At 32.0% G+C, this 20,514-nt stretch carries 22 protein-coding genes; 7 read left to right on the forward strand and 15 right to left on the reverse strand.

The features are described from left to right. Nucleotides 1-257 precede the first annotated feature (257 nt). From HMPREF3134_RS01195 to HMPREF3134_RS01205, 3 genes are all read right to left on the reverse strand, one after another. On the reverse strand, nt 258-998 hold the full coding sequence (locus HMPREF3134_RS01195) for a TrmH family RNA methyltransferase (protein ID WP_037536222.1): 741 nt from the start codon (nt 996-998) through the stop codon (nt 258-260). A 201-nt stretch (nt 999-1,199) separates the two neighbouring features. Continuing rightward, nucleotides 1,200-1,373 (reverse strand): 50S ribosomal protein L32, encoded by a 174-nt coding sequence (gene rpmF / locus HMPREF3134_RS01200; RefSeq protein ID WP_002435373.1) that lies wholly within the window; start codon nt 1,371-1,373, stop codon nt 1,200-1,202. 82 nt (nt 1,374-1,455) lie between these two features. Then, a complete protein-coding gene (locus HMPREF3134_RS01205; protein WP_070440233.1) occupies nt 1,456-2,010 on the reverse strand; it encodes a YceD family protein in 555 nt (184 codons plus the stop codon). Between the two features lie 126 nt (nt 2,011-2,136). Here HMPREF3134_RS01205 and HMPREF3134_RS01210 point away from each other — a divergent pair, with 126 nt between their 5' ends. After that, nucleotides 2,137-3,279: a nucleotidyltransferase gene (locus HMPREF3134_RS01210; protein WP_070440235.1), complete on the forward strand. Its 1,143-nt coding sequence runs from the start codon at nt 2,137-2,139 to the stop codon at nt 3,277-3,279. A 125-nt stretch (nt 3,280-3,404) separates the two neighbouring features. Here HMPREF3134_RS01210 and coaD read toward each other — a convergent pair whose 3' ends face one another. Further along, nucleotides 3,405-3,890 carry a pantetheine-phosphate adenylyltransferase gene (gene coaD, locus HMPREF3134_RS01215; protein WP_070440237.1) on the reverse strand — a complete coding sequence of 162 codons (486 nt, stop codon included), beginning with the start codon at nt 3,888-3,890 and terminating at the stop codon, nt 3,405-3,407. After that, a complete protein-coding gene (rsmD, locus tag HMPREF3134_RS01220; protein ID WP_070440239.1) occupies nt 3,883-4,434 on the reverse strand; it encodes a 16S rRNA (guanine(966)-N(2))-methyltransferase RsmD in 552 nt (183 codons plus the stop codon). Before rsmD ends, coaD begins: the two co-directional genes overlap by 8 nt. 69 nt (nt 4,435-4,503) lie before the next feature. On the opposite strand from rsmD, the gene HMPREF3134_RS01225 reads away from it, so the two are divergent. Next, nucleotides 4,504-4,893 (forward strand): DUF7147 family protein, encoded by a 390-nt coding sequence (locus HMPREF3134_RS01225; protein ID WP_037536215.1) that lies wholly within the window; start codon nt 4,504-4,506, stop codon nt 4,891-4,893. Between the two features lie 2 nt (nt 4,894-4,895). Here the strand turns inward: HMPREF3134_RS01225 and HMPREF3134_RS01230 are convergent, their stop codons facing one another. Then, nucleotides 4,896-5,147, reverse strand: a complete 252-nt coding sequence (locus HMPREF3134_RS01230; RefSeq protein ID WP_037536213.1) for a DUF2129 domain-containing protein — start codon at nt 5,145-5,147, stop codon at nt 4,896-4,898. A gap of 167 nt (nt 5,148-5,314) precedes the next feature. Here HMPREF3134_RS01230 and HMPREF3134_RS01235 point away from each other — a divergent pair, with 167 nt between their 5' ends. Next, on the forward strand, nt 5,315-6,244 hold the full coding sequence (locus HMPREF3134_RS01235; RefSeq protein ID WP_070440241.1) for a glycerophosphodiester phosphodiesterase family protein: 930 nt from the start codon (nt 5,315-5,317) through the stop codon (nt 6,242-6,244). A 60-nt stretch (nt 6,245-6,304) separates the two neighbouring features. Here HMPREF3134_RS01235 and HMPREF3134_RS01240 read toward each other — a convergent pair whose 3' ends face one another. The 4 genes from HMPREF3134_RS01240 to cyoE form a co-directional block, all read right to left on the reverse strand. Beyond that, nucleotides 6,305-6,742 (reverse strand): YlbF/YmcA family competence regulator, encoded by a 438-nt coding sequence (locus HMPREF3134_RS01240; RefSeq protein WP_037536210.1) that lies wholly within the window; start codon nt 6,740-6,742, stop codon nt 6,305-6,307. 27 nt (nt 6,743-6,769) lie between these two features. Further along, nucleotides 6,770-7,828 (reverse strand): CAP-associated domain-containing protein, encoded by a 1,059-nt coding sequence (locus tag HMPREF3134_RS01245; RefSeq protein WP_070440243.1) that lies wholly within the window; start codon nt 7,826-7,828, stop codon nt 6,770-6,772. A 195-nt stretch (nt 7,829-8,023) separates the two neighbouring features. Beyond that, entirely contained in the window at nt 8,024-8,485 is a 462-nt protein-coding gene (locus tag HMPREF3134_RS01250) for a DUF420 domain-containing protein (RefSeq protein WP_011276111.1), read from the reverse strand. A gap of 29 nt (nt 8,486-8,514) precedes the next feature. Further along, a complete protein-coding gene (gene cyoE / locus HMPREF3134_RS01255) occupies nt 8,515-9,426 on the reverse strand; it encodes a heme o synthase (RefSeq protein ID WP_070440245.1) in 912 nt (303 codons plus the stop codon). A gap of 247 nt (nt 9,427-9,673) precedes the next feature. Here cyoE and HMPREF3134_RS01260 point away from each other — a divergent pair, with 247 nt between their 5' ends. Continuing rightward, on the forward strand, nt 9,674-10,588 hold the full coding sequence (locus HMPREF3134_RS01260; RefSeq protein WP_070440247.1) for a COX15/CtaA family protein: 915 nt from the start codon (nt 9,674-9,676) through the stop codon (nt 10,586-10,588). A gap of 166 nt (nt 10,589-10,754) precedes the next feature. Here HMPREF3134_RS01260 and HMPREF3134_RS01265 read toward each other — a convergent pair whose 3' ends face one another. From HMPREF3134_RS01265 to HMPREF3134_RS01275, 3 genes are all read right to left on the reverse strand, one after another. Next, the gene (locus HMPREF3134_RS01265) at nt 10,755-14,204 is read right to left on the reverse strand and encodes a pyruvate carboxylase (RefSeq protein WP_070440249.1); all 3,450 of its coding nucleotides are present in this window, start codon (nt 14,202-14,204) and stop codon (nt 10,755-10,757) included. A 346-nt stretch (nt 14,205-14,550) separates the two neighbouring features. Beyond that, nucleotides 14,551-15,777 carry a cell division peptidoglycan polymerase FtsW gene (ftsW, locus tag HMPREF3134_RS01270; protein ID WP_070440252.1) on the reverse strand — a complete coding sequence of 409 codons (1,227 nt, stop codon included), beginning with the start codon at nt 15,775-15,777 and terminating at the stop codon, nt 14,551-14,553. A 324-nt stretch (nt 15,778-16,101) separates the two neighbouring features. Further along, entirely contained in the window at nt 16,102-16,380 is a 279-nt protein-coding gene (locus HMPREF3134_RS01275; RefSeq protein WP_011276116.1) for an Fpa/YlaN family protein, read from the reverse strand. A 140-nt stretch (nt 16,381-16,520) separates the two neighbouring features. Between HMPREF3134_RS01275 and HMPREF3134_RS01280 the strand changes: the two genes are divergently transcribed. Together HMPREF3134_RS01280 and HMPREF3134_RS01285 are read left to right on the forward strand one after the other, a co-directional pair. Continuing rightward, nucleotides 16,521-17,006, forward strand: a complete 486-nt coding sequence (locus HMPREF3134_RS01280; protein ID WP_037549393.1) for a hypothetical protein — start codon at nt 16,521-16,523, stop codon at nt 17,004-17,006. Between the two features lies 1 nt (nt 17,007). Then, the gene (locus tag HMPREF3134_RS01285; RefSeq protein WP_070440254.1) at nt 17,008-17,199 is read left to right on the forward strand and encodes a YlaI family protein; all 192 of its coding nucleotides are present in this window, start codon (nt 17,008-17,010) and stop codon (nt 17,197-17,199) included. A gap of 119 nt (nt 17,200-17,318) precedes the next feature. Here the strand turns inward: HMPREF3134_RS01285 and typA are convergent, their stop codons facing one another. After that, nucleotides 17,319-19,163, reverse strand: coding sequence for a translational GTPase TypA (gene typA / locus HMPREF3134_RS01290; RefSeq protein WP_011276119.1), 1,845 nt, complete (start codon nt 19,161-19,163; stop codon nt 17,319-17,321). A gap of 97 nt (nt 19,164-19,260) precedes the next feature. On the opposite strand from typA, the gene HMPREF3134_RS01295 reads away from it, so the two are divergent. Further along, nucleotides 19,261-19,452, forward strand: coding sequence for a DUF5325 family protein (locus HMPREF3134_RS01295; protein WP_011276120.1), 192 nt, complete (start codon nt 19,261-19,263; stop codon nt 19,450-19,452). Nucleotides 19,453-19,523: 71 nt separating this feature from the next. Here HMPREF3134_RS01295 and HMPREF3134_RS01300 read toward each other — a convergent pair whose 3' ends face one another. Next, nucleotides 19,524-20,339, reverse strand: coding sequence for an inositol monophosphatase family protein (locus tag HMPREF3134_RS01300; RefSeq protein ID WP_037536186.1), 816 nt, complete (start codon nt 20,337-20,339; stop codon nt 19,524-19,526). Nucleotides 20,340-20,514: the final 175 nt, after the last annotated feature.

Consider the following 20,514-nt stretch of genomic DNA (forward strand, 5'->3'; position numbering starts at 1 on the left):
AAATTTATGCATATGCATACACTTGTAATCGTTGGTAACGAAGACGTACTCCGACCTAAATTTCTTTAAGTAACCAAAAAGATGAAAGAAACTAATACATGTTGGAGTAAATTGCAGTCATGTTTACTCTCCCTGTACAACACTTTATATCAGTTAAGGTCTTTTTATCGGTTATATTTTCAATTTTTATAACTTAAGTTATTAATTTACATTGATTATTGTGTACATCTAAGTATAGCCGATTTTATTTCTCAAGGTCAACCTTTCAAATGATAAAGTAAAATACTTCCAGCAATAGCTACATTTAAGCTTTCCGCCTTGCCGTAAATTGGTATTGTTAAATTTTGTGATGTTTCATTTAATAATGCTTTGTTCACACCTTCACCTTCATTACCTAGTAATAAGGCAAATATATCTTGAGATGCTACCTCCTTATATGGTTGCGCATTCTCAAGCGCAGTACCATAAACTGGTCCATTAAAATCAGCGATAAATGTTTTCAAATCTGCGGTAATAACCGGAATATGAAATACACTACCTTGACTTGCTCGTAAAACCTTGTCTTGATATGGATCGGCTGTACCTTTTTCCATTACAATCAAATCTATTCCCGCTGCATCAGAAGTACGAATTAATGTGCCTAGATTACCCGGATCTTGAATGCGATCGATTAATAATACTTGTTTGGCTTGCGTAACATCATATTTAGGCTTTTCAATTACAGCAAAAAAACCTTGAGGTGTTATCGTACCTGACAATGATTCTGCAACTTTCATATTAATTTCAAATGTCTCTTCAGCATAATCCTTAAGCGCTTCATCTGTTCTATTTGGTTCAATTACAAATAGTTGCTTAATGACAATGCCGCTTTGGTAAGCTTCTTCGATTAAATGAATACCTTCAATCAATGCTTGTCCAGTTTTATCACGATCTCGCTTTTTCTTTAATTTATTCGCATTTTTTATCTTACTGTTTTGTGCTGACGTAATTTGTTCCATATAGTTCTCCATTTTATAGTAGCTATTATTGATGGTGTTTACTAATTTATATTAACATAACTAAATCGATCATAATGGAAACTTAAACATTATATGTATAACCATTTTTATCGTCGATTATTATAAAATTTGATTATTGATAAAAAAAGAAGCATCGAACAAAATTAAATTGTCCATGCTTCACTAAAATCATTAAGTCGATTATTTAGAAACGACTTCTTCACCGTTGTAAGAACCACAGTTTTTACATACGCGGTGAGATAATTTGTATTCTCCACAACTTGGGCATTCAGTCATACCAGGTACTGAAATTTTGAAGTGAGTACGACGTTTGTTTTTTCTAGTTTTAGACGTTCTTCTTTTTGGTACTGCCATGATATATCCTCCTTAATATTAAACACATATCTTAAGTGTTAGGTCATTAAATCATTATACAATAATTTAAAACAACCTGCTATTACTCTTTATCGTATAATTGTTGTAATTTTTGAAGCCTAGGATCAACTTGTTGCGTTTGGGAATCATCATTGTCTTTTTCTTTTTCAAGTTCAATCATTTGATCTTCGTCAATAACTTCCCAACCATTACCTTCTGTAAGCATCTGATTGCTATTCTCAGAGAAAGCTCTCATCGGTTTCTCAATGATTACCAATTCTTCAGCAATGTCTCGAATATTAATCATACCATCAGTAGCTAGATGATAGTGTTCATCCTCTTCTACTTCTTCATCGGTATAACTATCATAACCTTCCAAATCAAATATTTCAGATGTTCTTACATCTAAAGGAACTTCTACAGGTACAAGCGTACGTGCACAAGGCATTGTATATGTTCCAGTTAAATGAATATCTGCAATAACTTCATTGGCTTTAACGGTTAATTCACCTTCAACATTGATGTCTGATAAATCAATCAAGCCTAAAGGTTCTATTAAATGTTCAAAATTTGCCGTTTGATTGAATTCAAATGGCTTACCTTGATATTTTCTTAATTGCGTTATTGACCATTTCATATGGCTTCACCTCTAACAAACACAAAATTTATTTTAACTTTACAAGTATAAGTTGTCAAGATTTTTTCTTAACATACTTTCATCTGTTACAATACTAATAATGAATATCGAAAGGATGAATTGCAAATGAAAAGTGTTGGACTAATCACAGAATATAATCCATTTCATAATGGCCACTTATATCACGCTCAACAATCTAAGTTACAGTCCGACGCGGAAATAAGTATTGCAATTATGAGTGGCAATTTCGTCATGCGTGGCGAGCCAGCAATTTATAATAAATTCTTGAGAACAAAGATGGCTTTGTCAGGCGTTGATTTAGTTGTTGAACTTCCAGCGATTGCTAGTCTGTCATCGAGTGATTATTTTGCAACTTTTGCAATTAAAGTAGCTCACTATTTAGATATTGATACTATTGCATTTGGCAGTGAAATCAATGACATTTCACGTCTTGAAAACGTAGCATCTAATATTAACTCGCTTGAACAATCGTCATATTTTCAAGACTTAATTAAACAAGGGAACAGTTACGCCAAAATTGTACATGACCTAATTGATGATCAACAAGTGTTACGCTCTCCTAACAATATATTAGGTGTAGCATACATAAAAGCCATTAGCAATATAGCTCCAACTATAAGAAGAATCGCTATTCAACGTCAATCTACCGCACATCACGATCAAGAGATTAAACATGACAGTTTCGCAAGTGGCTCAGCTATTAGACACGCTTTATTAAATAAAGAAAACACCTGGAAAGATGTCGTACCAACAGATATAAAGTATTTATATGAAACGCCACACCTTTTGAAGAAGCAAACGTTTAATTTTATTAAATATAATATTTTAAGTCGTTCCTCTGAAGAATTATCACACATTTATACCATGTCTGAGGGCTTTGAACATCGTCTCAAATCAAACATTCAAAATGCGCAAGATTTCGACACGTTTATGTCTTTAATTAAAACTAAACGTTTCACATACACGCATATACAGCGCGTTCTGATGCAAATATTACTAAACATTAACAAAAGTGATTTTGATGATGAAATTCTGGGAGTGCGAATTCTAGGCATGAATCAAAGAGGGCAACAGTATTTAAAGTACTTAAAAAAACAATTCCCTAATCGCTATTTTGTTACAAATATTAACAAGGAAACTGCCTCTTTATTTAAAAATGAAATTAAAGCAACTCATATTTATAATTTAATATCTGGTCAAAGAGCTAATGATTTTAATACACCTGTAATAATTAATAAAAAGAACTAGGACTGAGAAATGCTTAATTTAAAGCTCTTTCTCAGTCCTAGTCGGCTAATGCGGAATAAATGTAGACCTATATAAATTAAATTTGCCTCGTACAGTTTTGATTGGAATTATTTTAACCTCATCTATTACTTTTTAAATTTTTCTTTTAATGCTTTCTCAACATTTGGAGGTACAAAATCTGATATATCAGCTTTATATTGCGCCACTTCTTTTACGACGCTCGAACTAATAAAAGAATAGTTTGTACTAGTCATCATATACATCGTTTCTACATTATTATTTAGTTTTTTATTCATTGATGTTAGTCTCAATTCATACTCAAAATCACTGACTGCTCTCAAGCCTCTAATGATTGTTTGAGCACCAATTTTGTCACAAAAATCTACTAACAAACCGTTATAATTATGTACTTCAACATTTGATAAATGTTTTACAGATTCTTCAATTAATGTCATTCGCTCGTCAATATTAAACGTCCCAGTTTTATTACTATTCTTTAACACACAAATATGTAATTCATCAAAGCGCCCTGCACTTCTTTCGATGATATCGATGTGTCCATATGTAATAGGATCAAAACTACCAGGAATGACCGCCTTCGTTTTAGCCATTTTGTTCTCCTTTTTCTAGTAACAAAGTATCAGTAAGACCATAGTGATATTGTTTAATCACTTTAAATCCATTTGTGTTGATTTGCTCATGATTGCTAAACTCACAAATGATGATACCATTTTCTTTCAATAAATTAAACTCTGCAATTTGCTCTAAAGCTTTATCAATCAAACCTTTATTATATGGAGGGTCAAGAAAAATATAGTCAAATTGAATCTCTCTCTTTTTTAAAGCTTTCAATGCACGATCAGCATTATTTTTATAAACTTCAGATTGATCACGTAGGTCTAATTGATTTAAATTAGCTTGTATCACTTTAACAGCTTTAAAATTTTGATCTACAAATATGACTTTTTCCATACCACGAGATAAGGCTTCAATACCTAATGCGCCACTTCCAGCGAATAAGTCTAAACCTAAACCATGTACTTCTTGTAAGCTATTAAATATACCTTCTTTCACTTTATCCATAGTTGGACGTGTATTACGACCTTCTAAACTTTCTAAGGCTTTACTTTTATGTTTTCCAGCAATAACTCTCATCTTGACTTACACTTCCATTTCTCTAGGTTATTTATTATAATTTGTTGTAAAAAGGAGAAGGATTATATTATGAAACAGTCATTTATCGTATTGGGAGAAGGATTAACAGACCTATTTGAATTTAATACCTTAATAGAATACAACCATCTCCGGATAAATAAAATTGTATACTTTCATACACCACAATCTTCAAAACAACTTTCTTCAGTTGCAATGATTATGAATCCAACTTCAGGTAATCATTTCCAAGCTATGTACATCATGCTTGATGCGCTTAAATATCCATATCCTGACAGTAATAAAAAATTTGAACTCATTAATAATCAAGCAAATCAATATAATGTACCTATATTCGGTATAGATGTACAACCACCAGAAGCGTTCCACACGTTAGACCAATACTTTAAGTATTTGATAAGTGTATTACGACTACAAAATTGGATTCCACCCATGCAATAAAATTATAGAATTTCATGTTTTTCTTTTTCATAAGTTTTTTTCAAATATTTATAAGGTGATCCGTCTATATCCACAACGTATTTTAGTTTCATTAATTTATGAACAATTGCATCTGCGTCATTTTCATTAACATACAATACAACATATTTACGTTGCTTATTCGTATAAATAATATGTCCATACTTTCTAATTTGACGCTCATGCTTAATATGTTTTAAATAAACAATTAAACTCACTCTTGGAATTAATTCCATACTATACACACTCCATTTATTATGCATAATAACTATACCACGACTATTTATATTATAAAATCCTTTAATCCCATGAACTGTATCCCTGTGCATCAAATAGCTATTTACTTTTTCGTTGGTGTGAAGTTTGGTACGCTTAATTCAATAATAACAAGGAGGCAATATAAATGACGATCAAAAAACGATGGGTTCTTAATTTGAGCTTAGCGAGCGTTAGTTTTTTGGGTAGTTTATTTTTTATAAATAAAGGTAATAAGGTAAATAAAACTAAAGAAATCCCTAAATTCTTTAATGGTAAAGCACCATACATTTTTGCACATAGAGGTGGCATGGCAGTCAGACCTGAGCAAACCCAATTGGCATTCGATAATGCCGTCGCTTACAACTTAGATGGTTTTGAAACTGATGTTCGACTTACTAAAGATGAAAAACTAATTGTCTTTCACGATGCTACTGTAGATCGTACTACAAATGGTTCAGGCAAGGTAAGTGATCATAGAATTTCAGAATTAAAGCGTTTAGATGCTGGTTATCACTTTAAAGATATTAATGGCCAATTTCCATATCGTGGTCATGATGAAGCAAAAATATTAACTTTTGATGAGCTTTTAAAAATGTATCCTAATATGTATATTAATGTTGATTTAAAAGATGCACCAGATAGTTATGAAGGAACAGTTGCGCCAACAAAAATGTATGAAGATATTATTAATAATCAGGCACAAAATCGCGTATTAGTAACTAGCTTTTACAAAGAACAAAATGATCGCTTTAGAGAAATAAGTAAAGGACAAGTTGCTATTGGAGCAAGTCAAAAAGAAGTTGCAGAAGGATTTATCAAATTTAATTTAGGATTAGGAAATAAGTATCAACCCGTTGCTGATACATTTCAAATGCCTATCCAATTTAAAGTTATTCCATTGACTTCTAAACGTTTTATACAATGGTTAAACTTATTAAATATAGTGCCTGGATTTTACGGAATTAATAGCATTGACCTAATGACCGATTTATATCATAAAGGTGTTCATACATTAGTAACAGATCGCCCAGATTTAGGTAAACAATTCAAATTAAGTCTCAACATTGAGAAATAAACGCACTATAAAGTAAAAGGAGAAAGAAATCAAATGCAATATGATTTCTTTCTCCTTTTTTTATGACAAACTACAATTACAAGTACCACCTGTCGCACATCCATCATGACCTGTTTTAAAGAATGGATTTCCCGCTTCAATTTTGACATTTTCCGAAACTGAAAATGCTATTTTACTTACTACTTCATCAATTAAATTTTGTAGAGCTACCTCTTTAGATTTGTAATCCATGACGACTGGTAACATTTCATAAGCTCTTTTACGTCTTCTTGTTTCTAACATAACCTTTTGATAATCAGGATGATATTTCCCAAAACGCATAACTTCATCATAAGCAACTTTAGATTTCAAAAAAGCCTGATACATAAGATGTGCTTCATCATCATTGTTTAGCATCTCTTGTGCTGCGCGAAAATCATGATAAAGTTCAGATTGAACAATCATATCCGATAGTCCTTCTATATCATCAAGAATTGACATTGTTTCTTCTGTATACAATGTATGGTTCCCCCTTCCATTAATAGATTATTTTTCTAGAAAAATAAGTGAATAATAATCTTTCATAACTTCTCCACCCATTTCCTCATATTTAGTATTCAACATTCTAGAACGGTGCATATCAGAATTCATCCAACTGTGAATTAGTGTCGGTACATCATCAAAATCATATCCGACATTTTGGCTTGTAGAAATGAATGAAATGTTTTCGTTGCTTAATTGGCTTTTCAAAGCATCCTCAGTAAATTCAACTTCATTAGAACCTGTTGCCTCATATAAGTTTACTGATGCAATGTGAGCTATATCTGAATTGACTTTTAGTGGTTTAATATTTTTTAACTTTCTCATCTCATTCGTAATTTCATATAGCGTCATTAATTGATTAGGATTTTGTTCATAAGGAAGATTATCTTTCTTAACTTTATCAAAATCTTCTTCATTATAGTTGTCATCAGATTCATTAGCTAAAGGATATGGTTTAAGAAATGCTAGTGCCTCTTTATCAAGAAAGCGAATCCCCATAATTTGATTTGATTGCTGATCCACATAAACCTGTGCATAAACATTTCCATATTTAATCAATGTTTGTGTTTTTATATCTTCATCAGATAATTCGAAATTATAACTTTGACCATTCACTTTAATAGAAGGATCCGGGTTAATACTTGTATTTTCAAAAATATGTGATGCACTCTCATTAATTTTTAAAGGGGAAACATTAGCTTTACTTCCCGTTACATAAACTGATTTTATTTTATCCTCTTTAGTTGAAACAATGTAATATTGTTCATCTTTTTTGAATACGTAATTCATATAGTGCCCTTTAAATGGATATGTACGACTTGCTTGACCGAATTTATCAGTTAAATCATCTATATCTTTACTAATCCAAGTACCTACACCCTCTTTTGGTGATGGATTTTCACTGGTGTTATGTGTCTTAGGCGCTTGTTCTGAATGATTAGTTGAAACAGTTTTATTTGGATTTTCTAATACATCAAATTTAAGTCTAGGTGAGTAAAATAAATATATAAGAAATAATATTAAAAATATTACACCTAAAACTTTAATTATTAATTTTGCCATCTTTCACCCACCTATTTTGAATTATATCTATTGTACAAAATAACTATTTTACTAATCAAGACATCCTACTTAGCAAGACTACTTTTACCAAGTCACCCTTTTACAAATAAATTGATATTGATGTTACAAAAAAGACTAAGACAATGATGTCTTAGTCTCAATCAATTTGTATTTAAGTTGTTACACTAAATTCGATTATAATCCCAATGTTGCTTTAATTAGTGAAGTCGTTTCTCCACCTGGGTAAAATACATATAAAAGTAAGTAAACTGCTACACCAGTGATAGCTGTAAAGAACCATATAACTGATGCAATTGGACCTGCTTTTCTATGCCATTTAAATTTATCTTTATATGCTGTAATAATTTGAATTAGCCCTAGAACGCCCCCAATTGTAGCTAAATTAATGTGGAAAATTAAGAAAATTTTATAATACGTTCTAACTGAGTCTGGTCCCCCGAAATCTGTATTACCTATAAATATAGTTCTTGATGCATAGATAATAAAGAAAGTTAATGCAAAGATTGCTGCCCATAACATTGTTTTCTTGTGCTTGTCTATATCTCTATGCCAGATTTGCCACCATCCAATGGCAACAAAGATAGCACTAATCACAATACAACTTGTACTAATCGTCGGTAGAATTGGTAAATTCATATGTTTCATCCTTATTAAATTTGTATATTTTAAATCATTTTTATCAGTGAGATAACAACAACTAAAACGAAAAATACTACTAAATAATTTAGGGAGTAAATAAACATTTTTGTTGCCCATTTAGTTTGATCTGTCGCTTTCTTAAAAGAAGTTAAACCAACATAAAGCCAACCTAAATTAAGCAATGTCACTAATACTACAAATGTTGTCCCTAGACTTGATAAAAGAAATGGTAGCGGAAGTAAAAAGACTAACCATATAAACATACTTATTCTAGTACGTTTAAATCCTTTAACAGATGGTAACATAGGTATATTTGCTAATGAATATTCATCACTTCGTTTAATTGCTAGAGCATAGAAATGAATTGGTTGCCAACAAAAAACAACTAAAAATAATACAATTGCAATAAGACTTATATTTCCATCAATAGCAACCCAACCAATTAATGGTGGTACTGCACCCGGAAAACTCCCTACTACTGTGTTCCAAGTTGTATGTCTTTTAGACCAAATTGAATAATAAGACACATAACCCACAATGCCGATGAGTCCTAGTACACCTGATGGTACATTTAATAAGAATAAACAAGCTTCTCCTACTAACATCATACCAAAACTTAAAAATAATAAATTTTTATCTGAAATTCTATCATTAACTGTCGGTCTATTTTGCTTACTTGGCATTATTCTGTCAATATCTTGATCATAATAATTATTTAATGCACAAGCGCCACCCATAATTAATGTTGATCCAATCAACATTAATAGAATTTGAGGTATTGACGATAGGAAGGAATGATTGCTCATCACAACAGCTAACCAAGCACCTGCAAATGCAGGAATTAAGTTACCTTGAACTAAACCCATCTTAATAATTTGTTGTAACTCTTTAAACGATACACGGCTCGATGGTTGTGTCAAAGTTTGCTCTTTGCTCATGATTCCCCTCCTTAAAATTTTCATATAATACTATGATATAGCAATTACTAAAAATTGACTAGTTTATATCAAATTTAATTGTGACACTTTAACGACATTCTACTTCATTAATTTTTTGTTAGTTGCTATTGTTGTATAATTATTTTAATAATAAAATTGTAATAAAAATAGACATTAATTAAGAGCATTCAGTACTAATTTATCTACACTGTCAAAATACTCTTGATTAATGATGGGGTGTATAATATTGTTTAACAAACGAAACCTTAAGTGGTTATCTGTATTAGCAACTATCATAATGGCATTTGTACAACTTGGTGGTGCATTAGTTACTAAGACTGGCTCGGAAGATGGATGTGGATCTTCTTGGCCTTTATGTCACGGTGCATTACTTCCTCAAAATTTACCTATCGATACAATTATCGAATTAAGTCATCGTGCCATCTCTGGTTTATCATTAATCGTTGTACTGTGGTTAGCTATTACAGCATGGAAACATATTGGCTATATTAGAGAGGTAAAGCCATTAGCAATAATTAGTATTGCATTTTTACTAGTTCAAGCATTGATTGGTGCAGCAGCTGTCATTTGGCAACAAAATTCATACGTATTAGCACTGCACTTTGGCATATCTTTAATCAGTTTCTCTTCAGTGTTTGTTTTAATGCTTATCATTTTTGAAGTCGATAAAAAATATGAAGCTGATGAACTATATATCAGAAAGCCATTAAGAAGATTAACATGGATGATGACAGGTATTGTGTATTTAACAATATATACTGGTGCTTTAGTTAGACATGCAAAAGCAAGTTTAGCATATGGTGGCTGGCCTTTACCTTTCCATGACATCATTCCACATACAGAGCAAGATTGGGTACAATTTGCGCATCGTGGTATGGCATTTATAACGTTCTTCTGGATAATGATAACGTTTATTCATGCAGTTAAAAATTACTCTGAGAATAGAACAATTCGATATGGGTATACAACTGCATTTATCCTTATCATCTTACAAGTAATTACTGGTGCACTATCTGTAATGACTAACGTAAATTTATTCATTGCACTTTTCCACGCTTTATTTATCACAATATTATTCGGTATGATAGCTTACTTTATTATGTTAATGCTACGTACCATTAGAAGTGAAAAAATTAAATAATCTATTAGTATAAAAGGAGATGTGAATGGTTCATTCACACCTCCTTTTTATTTTAAAATTTTATTAACGATGACGTTTATAAATATTTATTACTCTATTGACTCAATCTATTCAAACTTCAATATGATATTTATTAATTAGCTCATTTTTAAAATATATTTTGATTTTAATCTGCTTTTTCAATTTCAATAAGTAAGTCACCTGTTGCAATCGCATCGCCGTTTACAACCGTTACTTGTTTTATAGTTCCATTGAATGGTGCTTGAATCGTTGTCTCCATCTTCATCGCTTCTGTAATTAATAAAGGTTGGTTTACTTTTACTTCTTCACCAACTGTAACTTTAACTTCAGTTACCGAACCAGGCATTTGAGCACCAATATGACTAGGATTTGATTTGTCAACTTTAGGTTTCAAGTTCGTATTTGTTTTAATATTTTCATCTTTTATAGAAATACGACGTGCTTGACCATTCATAACATAATAAATTGTTCGATAACCATTTTCATCCGGCTCACTAACTGTTTCAAGTTTAATAATTAATCGTTTACCAGTATCAATCTCTATTTCGACTGTTTCTCCATTACGCATACCGAAGAAGAACGTTGGCGTATCTAATAATGATAAGTCACCATATTGTTGTTTTGTTTGCATAAACTGATCAAATACTTTTGGATATAATACATAACTGATTACATCTTGTTCAGTCACTTCACCATAATCTTTTGCTTCAAGTTCTTGTCTAATTTCATCAAAATTCACAGGATCTAAATACTCACCTGGACGTTCTGTTAGTGGTTGTTGACCTTTGAGGATGACATCTTGCAATTCCTTATTAAAGCCATTGACTGGCTGACCTATATCACCTTTAAAATAAGATACAACCGATTCAGGGAAATCTAACTTATGGCCTTCTTTGATGACTGATTGCTCATCCAAGTCATTTTGCACCATATAAAGGGCCATATCACCTACAACTTTAGATGATGGTGTTACTTTTACGATATCGCCAAATAAGAAATTAACACGACGATACATATCTTTGACCTCGTGGAAACGTTCACCTAAACCTAAACTTTTTGCTTGTTGTCCTAAATTTGAATATTGTCCACCAGGCATTTCATGTTCATAAATTTCGGTATTAGGAGACTTAATGTCACTTTCAAAGTCACTGTAGTATGGACGCACAGTACTCCAATAGTGACTGAGTTCTTCTAATCCTTCAATATCTGCTCTTAGATTTCGATTAAAACCATTTAATCCATAATACAACGAATTGGCGCTAGGTTGACTTGTTAAACCACTCATTGATGCAACAGCTGTATCAATGATATCTACACCTGCATCTATCGCTTCTTTATAGATAAGTAGACCATTTCCACTTGTATCGTGTGTGTGTAAATGTATCGGTAAATTTATCGCAGATTTTAATTCTCCTATAAGTTCATATGCTGCTTTAGGTTTTAACAATCCTGCCATGTCTTTAATTGCTAAGATATGGAACCCTTCACGTTCAAGTTCTTTTGCTAATTTCACATAGTATTCAAGTGTAAATACGTTTGAACGTTTAGGATTTAATATATCACCGGTATAACAGATTGCACCTTCAGAAATCTTACCTGCATTTTGAACCGCTTCATTTGCAACTTTCATTTGATCTACCCAGTTAAGTGAGTCGAAAATTCTAAAGACATCTACGCCTGCATTCGCACTTTCTTTTACGAATTTTTCAATCACATTATCAGCATAATTTTTATAGCCAACTGCATTTGAAGCACGTAATAACATTTGGAATAAAATATTGGGAATTGCTTTACGTAATCTTTCTAGTCGTTCCCATGGATTTTCTTTTAAAAAGTTGTAAGCGACATCAAATGTTGCGCCTCCCCACATTTCTAAAGAGAAACTATCTTTAAACACTTCAGCAGTTTTAGAAGCAATATTCATCATATCCTTAGTACGAACGCGAGTTGCTAAGAGTGATTGGTGTGCATCACGAAAAGTAGTATCAGTGACCAATACGTCGTTTTGCTCTCGTACCCAATTAGCTACTGCTTTAGGTCCTTTACTATCTAGCAGCTGTTTCGTTCCATTCAACGTATTAATTTTACTATGTGGCACTTGTGGTATAGCTGTCGATTCATAATCAGGTTTGAGTCTTTTTTCAACATTAGGGAAACCGTTAATCGTTACATTACCGATATATTCTAACGTTTTAGTACCACGATCTAGAGTCGGTGCAATATTAAATAATTCGGGTGTTTCTTCTATAAATTTAGTCGTATAATCCCCACTGCGGAATTGATCGTTACGCATCACGTTAATTAGAAACGGAATGTTAGTTTTCACACCACGTATACGCATTTCACGAAGAGAGCGTTCCATCTTTTCTTCAGCTTGTTTAAATGTAACCGCATGTGTTGATAACTTAACCAATAGTGAATCATAATAAGGAGATATTTCTGCACCTTGGAAACCGTCACCAGCATCTAAACGTACCCCAAAACCACCACTAGATCGATAAGCGATAATAGTACCTGAATCTGGCATAAAGTCATTAGATGGATCTTCTGTTGTTATACGACATTGAATTGCATAACCTAATGTTTGAATTTCTTCTTGTTGTGGCATAGAAACGCGTTCATCAAATAAGTTAGCACCATCAGCAACTAAAATTTGAGTTTTAACAATATCTATACCAGTAATCATTTCAGTTATTGTATGTTCTACTTGAACTCGAGGATTAACTTCAATAAAGAAGAACTCATCCCCTGATACTAAGAATTCTACCGTACCTGCGTTAACATATTTGATATTATTCATTAATTGTAATGCCGCATCACAAATTCGTTCTCGTAATTCTTTTGATAAGCCAACTGAAGGAGCTACTTCCACTACCTTTTGATGACGACGTTGCACCGAACAATCACGTTCATATAAGTGAACAATATTACCATATTCATCCCCAATAATTTGTACTTCAATATGTTTGGGATTATCTATGTATCTTTCAATATATACTTCACTATTACCAAATGACTTTTCGGCTTCAGATTTAGCTCGATGGAATGCGTCTTCTAATTCTCCTTCTTCATGTACGATACGCATCCCTTTACCGCCACCACCACTCGTAGCTTTAATCATTAAAGGAAAGCCAGCTTCTTGAGCAAATGCTTTTGCTGCTTCAAAGTTTTCAATCGGTCCATCTGTACCGGGAATAACAGGCAAATTAGCATTTATTGCAGTTGTTCTAGCTTTGACTTTATCTCCAAACATATCTAAATGTTCTATATGCGGACCAATGAATTTAATTCCTTCTTCATCACAACGTTGTGCAAATTGTTTATTTTCACTTAAAAAACCATAACCAGGATGAATGGCATCTACACCAGCTCGTTTAGCCACATCTATAATACGTTCAATGTTTAGATAACTTTCGGCTGGTCCCAAATCCTTTCCTACTAAATAAGATTCGTCTGCTTTATATCTATGCAAAGCGTTTTTATCTTCATTTGAGTATATTGCCACTGTTTTAATATTTAATTCTGTTGCTGCCCTAAAAATTCTAATTGCAATTTCGCCACGATTAGCTACTAATAATTTTTTTATATTTTTCAAAAAAGGCACTCCCCTTTTAAAATTTGAATATTCTAACTAATTAGATAATAAAATTTTATACTAACTCAAAAAATAAAGCTATATTTATTTATTAAATAGTTGTTGTAAAATTTGTAAAGTAACTATAATGAAGGAAAATGATTTCCGTATTAATGAACTATTAAAAAATAAATATTTCTATAGTAATCACTAAAAATTATCATTAGTTATAACTTCATATTATCATTTTAAATAATAATACTCCACTTACAATGACGTTGTATATTATATTTTCATAAAAATGTAAAAAACCTTTACATGAAATCAAGCTTATTTCACGTAAAGGTTATCATCCTTATTTAAGAGATTATCTAGTTATACCTAGTTTTTGTTTTCTAGCTTTTTGTGATCGTTTTTCATCAATTTTTATTTGTTTTGCGACTAACAATAGCAGACCCATTGCGATGCTTAAACTCAACATAGATGAACCACCAAAACTTATAAATGGTAGAGGTACACCAGTTAATGGAATCGTTGCTGAAATACCACCTAAATTGACAAAAGTCTGACTTCCAATATAACTAGCAACGCCTACACAAATTAATTTATAGAAATATGATGGTGTTTTAGTAGCTAATACGAAAGCACGATAAACTATGAAGAATAATAAGCAAATGACGAATAATCCACCTACTAAACCAAGTTCTTCACAAATGACTGCAAATATAAAGTCAGTATGTGCTTCTGGTAAATAACCAAGTTTCATAATTCCATTGCCTAAACCACGACCAAATAATCCACCATTTCCAATTGCCATCAATGAGTTAGTTAAATGATAACCTGTACCGGCTTCTGAACTAAATGGGTTCATTAATGTACTAAAACGCGCTTTCAAATAATGTGGCATCATTCCACTTACAATAAAGAGCAATGCAATCGTGATGAAACTTCCAGCAATAAGCAAAACCGGTCCTCTTACTAATTTTTGAACACCGATACCTGCAAAAATAAACATTGAAACAATAATAATCATGATTAACAACGTTTGCCCAATATCACCTTGCAACAATACTAAAAATAAGCATACGCCTATTAAAAAAAGTGGCGCAGCAATTACTTTAATTTTCTCTCTTACTTGCGGTAATTTTCTACTTATTACATATGAAATATATAATATGAATGCAATTTTCAATAATTCCGATGCTTGCAAGTTCATAAATCCAAGATTTATCCAACTTTTAGATCCGTTAATATTTTTACCTATAATAAGTGTTAAAAATAGTAATACGAAGATTATAATCATAATCCATTTTTGAATATTGGGTTGTTGTAATATTTTAATATTCAACATAAAAGCGATAAAAAATACGACAATAAAACTCATAATAACGTAAATGAGTTGTCTATTATAAAAATACGTGCCAGATACTTCAAGTCCACCTGTTAACGTCCCTTTAGTTGCAGCAACCATACTTGCACTATAAACCATGATTAAACCGAAAAGACATAAAACAACGTATGTAATTAATAATGGATAATCGATGAACTTAGCAGTTCTACCTATGTATCTAAATATATTTTTTAAATTACTCATAAAAATGATCATCCAATTCTAGAATTTTAAAATTATAATGGTAAATAAAATTACGTTTTAAACCAAATTTACTGTCTAAACTATTATATACTTTGTGCTCGTTGTTTAACAAATATAAACTAAATTTAAATCTAATCATTACTTTCAATGTTTTTATATTTAATATGATAATAATGCTTAAAATATAAAATGACTGAAAATATTATAAACATAATATTTCAGTCACTATGGTGAGATAATTTGTATGTAATTAATATTACAAATAACTCAAATTTATAAACGAAAAGTAAATGAATAAACTTTACTTATATATTTAATCGATAGTTATTTTACATTTGTAAACGCTTCATGAAGTTTAGATAATTCTTTTTCTAAACGAAGCATTAAATTTTTGCCGTCTTCTTTATCAACTAAGCCAAGCTTAACTGCAAAATCAACTTCTTTTTGTAAACCAAACATTTGTGTGTCGAGAACTTCTTCATATAACGGGCATGAAGGTAAAGTTAAATTATCCATTTGAACTTTAATTAAATGTAAGATTCTATCAGCATCTTGATTTAATTGCTCATAAGCCACGTTACTCATCTTCGATTGCTTCGGCATCACATACTCCCCCTATCATTAAATATCTTCATATCAAAAGTTTATCTTACTACTTTTTAAAAAGCAAGTTTATTCAGTGAATACAAGAATTTAATTGTGATAAAATAATGACTAGAACGAAATTAGGGAGTGGGCAAAAAATGATTCAAATCAAAGGCTTAGTCAAGTTCCCTATCACTTTAGATAGTACAACTTGGATATTCGATGATAGAAAAGTAAAAATTGAAGACATTGAAAGTGGTGTGTTTGAAGGAACGAAACCAATTAGATTCGAAGATAATCGCGAATGGAATAGAGCGATTCTTGAAGGTCAAACGAATCCACCTACTTTAAACTCAGAGATAAAATATCGTAAGCGTTCTGTATTAGAAGATTCATTTGCAATCAATATGACACCTTTCTTTAAAATTGCAGAACCAAAAGACGATGCTACTGCGATAAAATTATTTAATGATGAGTCCTCAATTGAAGTTCCAATAGAGTTATTACCTTATCTATTTTTCCAATTTGCGAAAGATGGAAAGCGTATGTATGATGATAATGCAGTAGACAGCTTTGTTTTCAACCCAGATGAAAAAGGATACTCACATGAATTTAAGTATGTTACGCATATAGAGGTGATCTAATTTGCGTGAAGTTCAGTGTATCATTTGTGATACAAAGGTTTTAATTGATGAAAATACGGTTGAAGCCAAACGACTTCGAAATAATCCTATAAGAACTTTTATGTGCGATGATTGTAAAAGTCGTTTAGATAGACCAAAACAACGTCTTAATAAACACCAACCGTTTAACTTCATTAAGAGTGGAGAATTGTAATTATTTTAGTAAATTTAATTAGGTTTTACTCAAAAAAGCCAGTAAATGAAATGACAAAATTTCATTTACTGGCTTTCAAATTTGATGTTTCAAACTATATTTTACATTATAAACTTTAATTACTCATCTTGCATCATTTGTTTAACACGTTTAGCTTCTTTTTCACGTAATGATTTATTTAAGATTTTCTTTCTTAAACGAATACTTTGAGGAGTAACCTCTACTAGTTCATCATCATTAATATATTCTAAAGCTTCTTCAAGAGTAAGAATTCTTGGTCGGTTCATAGTTTGTGTTTGATCTTTAGTTGCTGAACGTACGTTTGTTTGATGTTTCGCTTTAGTAATATTAACAGTTAAATCATTTTCACGATTATGTTCACCAACAATCATACCTTCGTAGACTTCAGTACCTGGCTCCATGAAGTTAACACCACGATCTTCTAAATTGATGATAGCGTAAGCAGTTGCTTGACCTTGGTCCATTGAGATAAGCGCACCATTACGTCTACCTCCAATTTGTGCTTTAACACGAGGTCTGAACTCTTCGAATGTATGGTTGATAATACCATATCCACGAGTCATAGACATAAATTCAGTTGTGTATCCAATCATACCACGTGCAGGTACCATAAAGATTAAACGCGTTAATCCGTTATCAGTAGTCGACATGTCTAACATTTCACCTTTACGTGCACCTAATGATTCAATTACTGAACCTGCATTTTCAGAAGGCACTTCACATTGAACACGTTCGAAAGGTTCACTTAGAACACCGTCAATTTCACGTAAAATAACTTGTGGCTTAGATACTTGAAGTTCAAAACCTTCACGTCTCATATTCTCAATTAAGATAGATAAATGTAACTCACCACGACCTGCAACTACCCATGTATCAGGAGAATCAGTTGGCGTAACTTTTAATGAAACGTCTGTTTCAAGTTGTTGATCTAGACGTTCTTGGATTTGACGTGCAGTGACATAATCACCCTCACGTCCTGCAAATGGTGAATTATTTACTTTGAATGTCATTTCAAGAGTTGGTTCATCAATACGTAATACAGGGAGAGCTTCTTGGTGATCTGTAGGTGTAACTGTTTCACCTACGTTAATATCTTCCATTCCTGAAACCGCAATTAAATCACCAGCTTGTGCTTCTTCGATCTCTTCACGTTTCAATCCAAAATAACCGAAAATCTTAGTCACACGGAAATTCTTAACTGTACCGTCTAATTTAATAAGTGACACGTTATCACCGACACGCATTTTACCTCTAAATACGCGTCCTACACCAATACGTCCTACATAATCATTATAGTCTAATAATGCTACTTGGAATTGTAATGGTTCATCATGATTATCTAATGGCGCTGGAACATAATCTATGATTGTTTCATATAATGATTGCATGTTTTCATCTTGTTTCTCTGAATCAAGACTAGCAGTACCATTGACAGCTGATGCATATACTACTGGGAAGTCTAATTGTTCATCATTCGCTTCTAATTCGATAAATAAATCTAAAACTTCATCTACTACCCCTTCAGGTCTAGCTGATGGTTTGTCAATTTTATTTACTACTACAACGGGTTTTAAATCTTGTTCTAATGCTTTTTTTAGTACGAAACGTGTTTGAGGCATTGTTCCCTCGTATGCATCTACAACAAGTACAACACCGTCAACCATTTTCATAATACGTTCAACTTCGCCACCAAAGTCAGCATGCCCAGGTGTATCTAAGATGTTAATTCTTGTGCCTTTATAGTCAATCGCAGTATTTTTAGCAAGAATTGTAATACCACGTTCTCTTTCTAAGTCATTAGAGTCCATTGCTCTTTCGTCAACATGTTCGTTCTCTCTGAAAATTCCAGATTGTTTTAGTAATTCATCTACTAAAGTCGTTTTACCATGGTCAACGTGCGCAATGATTGCAATATTACGTACATCTTCTCTTCTATTAGTCATTTTATTATTCCTTTCTCGAGTAAACTCCCACTTTTAATTACAACTTTTTTATTATATCATATTATTAGTAAAAGATAACAAAAAGGTGGGGTATGGGATGGAAAAACCTAAGTCTAAAGGTATATTTTGGGTTCTATCTATTATAGCAGTAATATTTTTAGTGCTTTTTAGTTTCAGCGTTGGTGCTGGTAGTATTCCAATGATGATTTTAACATTTATACTTTTCATTGCAACTTTTGGCGCTGGATTCACGCTTAAAAAGAAATATCGTGAAAATAACTGGCTTTAATATAGAAAAATGTCTCGGTAGTAAAATTTGGAAGAAATTCACCTTTCAAAGTTGACTGACCGAGACATTTTTTATTTTCTAAAACGTTGATGTAACTCTGTTAATACTTCATTATGAGGATTTAAATAATTTTCTAGTATCTCATTATGCGTTGCTTTATTTCCAACTAAAATAGAATTAGCACTTTCAATAGTGAGCGGTTCACCCATTAAATTACTTCCAATTCCACCAACTTCATTTAAAATAATCAAACCACCTGCAAAATCCCATGGTTGCAATCTTGGCGTGATATATGCAGCCAATTGTCCTTTGGCTACACTTATAATTTCTAATGCCGCACTTCCAAAAGCTCTACAACTTCTTGCTTGGTTTACAATCTCTGAAAAAATGGGTCCCATTTTTGGCTTAGTAACCCAGTTTGGATTAATTCCTATTAAACTTTGGTTAAGTTGCGTGTTATCAATGGTTTTTAATTCATGATTGTTTTCAAAAGCACCTTCGCCAACTTTAGCATGGTATAGTACATCCTTCATTACATCATAAACTAAACCTGCATATGGCTTGCCATCTCGATAAATACCTATGGAAATCGCAAATCCCTCTTGTTGATGAACAAAATTTAAAGTTCCATCAATTGGATCAACAACCCATACCACACCATTGACGTCTTCCATATGATGTCCATGTCCTTCCTCACCAATGACGCGATGATCAGGATAGCTTCTTAGAATTGCATCGTATATATAGTTTTCAGTTGCTTTATCAACATTTGTTACTAAGTCGTTTGGGTTCGATTTCGTTTCAATACTTAAATCTTCTTTCATCATTATTCTAACTTTGTTGCCCGCTTCTAGTATTAAACCTTGTGCAAATTCATATAGTGACATATCATCATCTCCTGTTGTCTTCTATTATACAAAATTTCTGGCATTATAATCTATACATCATTGTATACCTTATAATTGTGAGTTTAAACGCTTGAAACCTTAATTCTGCTTTTGGAATGATTGAGTCATTCTATGCTACAATAACTTTAAATTAATTATTCTGAAAAGGAGCAAC

The sequence above is a fragment of the Staphylococcus sp. HMSC14D10 genome (genome assembly GCF_001808125.1).
In the GTDB taxonomy this organism is placed as follows: Bacteria; Bacillota; Bacilli; order Staphylococcales; family Staphylococcaceae; genus Staphylococcus; species Staphylococcus haemolyticus.

Coding starts and splice junctions, on each gene's coding strand:
- HMPREF3134_RS01300 (WP_037536186.1), bottom strand. CDS start 20,339: ATGTCACTATATGAATTTGCACAAGGTTTAATACTAGAAGCGGGCAAC.
- HMPREF3134_RS01245 (WP_070440243.1), bottom strand. CDS start 7,828: ATGGCAAAATTAATAATTAAAGTTTTAGGTGTAATATTTTTAATATTA.
- HMPREF3134_RS01280 (WP_037549393.1), top strand. CDS start 16,521: ATGATTCAAATCAAAGGCTTAGTCAAGTTCCCTATCACTTTAGATAGT.
- coaD (WP_070440237.1), bottom strand. CDS start 3,890: ATGGCTAAAACGAAGGCGGTCATTCCTGGTAGTTTTGATCCTATTACA.
- HMPREF3134_RS01195 (WP_037536222.1), bottom strand. CDS start 998: ATGGAACAAATTACGTCAGCACAAAACAGTAAGATAAAAAATGCGAAT.
- HMPREF3134_RS01275 (WP_011276116.1), bottom strand. CDS start 16,380: ATGCCGAAGCAATCGAAGATGAGTAACGTGGCTTATGAGCAATTAAAT.
- cyoE (WP_070440245.1), bottom strand. CDS start 9,426: ATGAGCAAAGAGCAAACTTTGACACAACCATCGAGCCGTGTATCGTTT.
- HMPREF3134_RS01210 (WP_070440235.1), top strand. CDS start 2,137: ATGAAAAGTGTTGGACTAATCACAGAATATAATCCATTTCATAATGGC.
- HMPREF3134_RS01225 (WP_037536215.1), top strand. CDS start 4,504: ATGAAACAGTCATTTATCGTATTGGGAGAAGGATTAACAGACCTATTT.
- rpmF (WP_002435373.1), bottom strand. CDS start 1,373: ATGGCAGTACCAAAAAGAAGAACGTCTAAAACTAGAAAAAACAAACGT.
- HMPREF3134_RS01205 (WP_070440233.1), bottom strand. CDS start 2,010: ATGAAATGGTCAATAACGCAATTAAGAAAATATCAAGGTAAGCCATTT.
- HMPREF3134_RS01250 (WP_011276111.1), bottom strand. CDS start 8,485: ATGAATTTACCAATTCTACCGACGATTAGTACAAGTTGTATTGTGATT.
- HMPREF3134_RS01295 (WP_011276120.1), top strand. CDS start 19,261: ATGGAAAAACCTAAGTCTAAAGGTATATTTTGGGTTCTATCTATTATA.
- HMPREF3134_RS01230 (WP_037536213.1), bottom strand. CDS start 5,147: ATGGAATTAATTCCAAGAGTGAGTTTAATTGTTTATTTAAAACATATT.
- typA (WP_011276119.1), bottom strand. CDS start 19,163: ATGACTAATAGAAGAGAAGATGTACGTAATATTGCAATCATTGCGCAC.
- ftsW (WP_070440252.1), bottom strand. CDS start 15,777: ATGAGTAATTTAAAAAATATATTTAGATACATAGGTAGAACTGCTAAG.
- HMPREF3134_RS01235 (WP_070440241.1), top strand. CDS start 5,315: ATGACGATCAAAAAACGATGGGTTCTTAATTTGAGCTTAGCGAGCGTT.
- rsmD (WP_070440239.1), bottom strand. CDS start 4,434: ATGAGAGTTATTGCTGGAAAACATAAAAGTAAAGCCTTAGAAAGTTTA.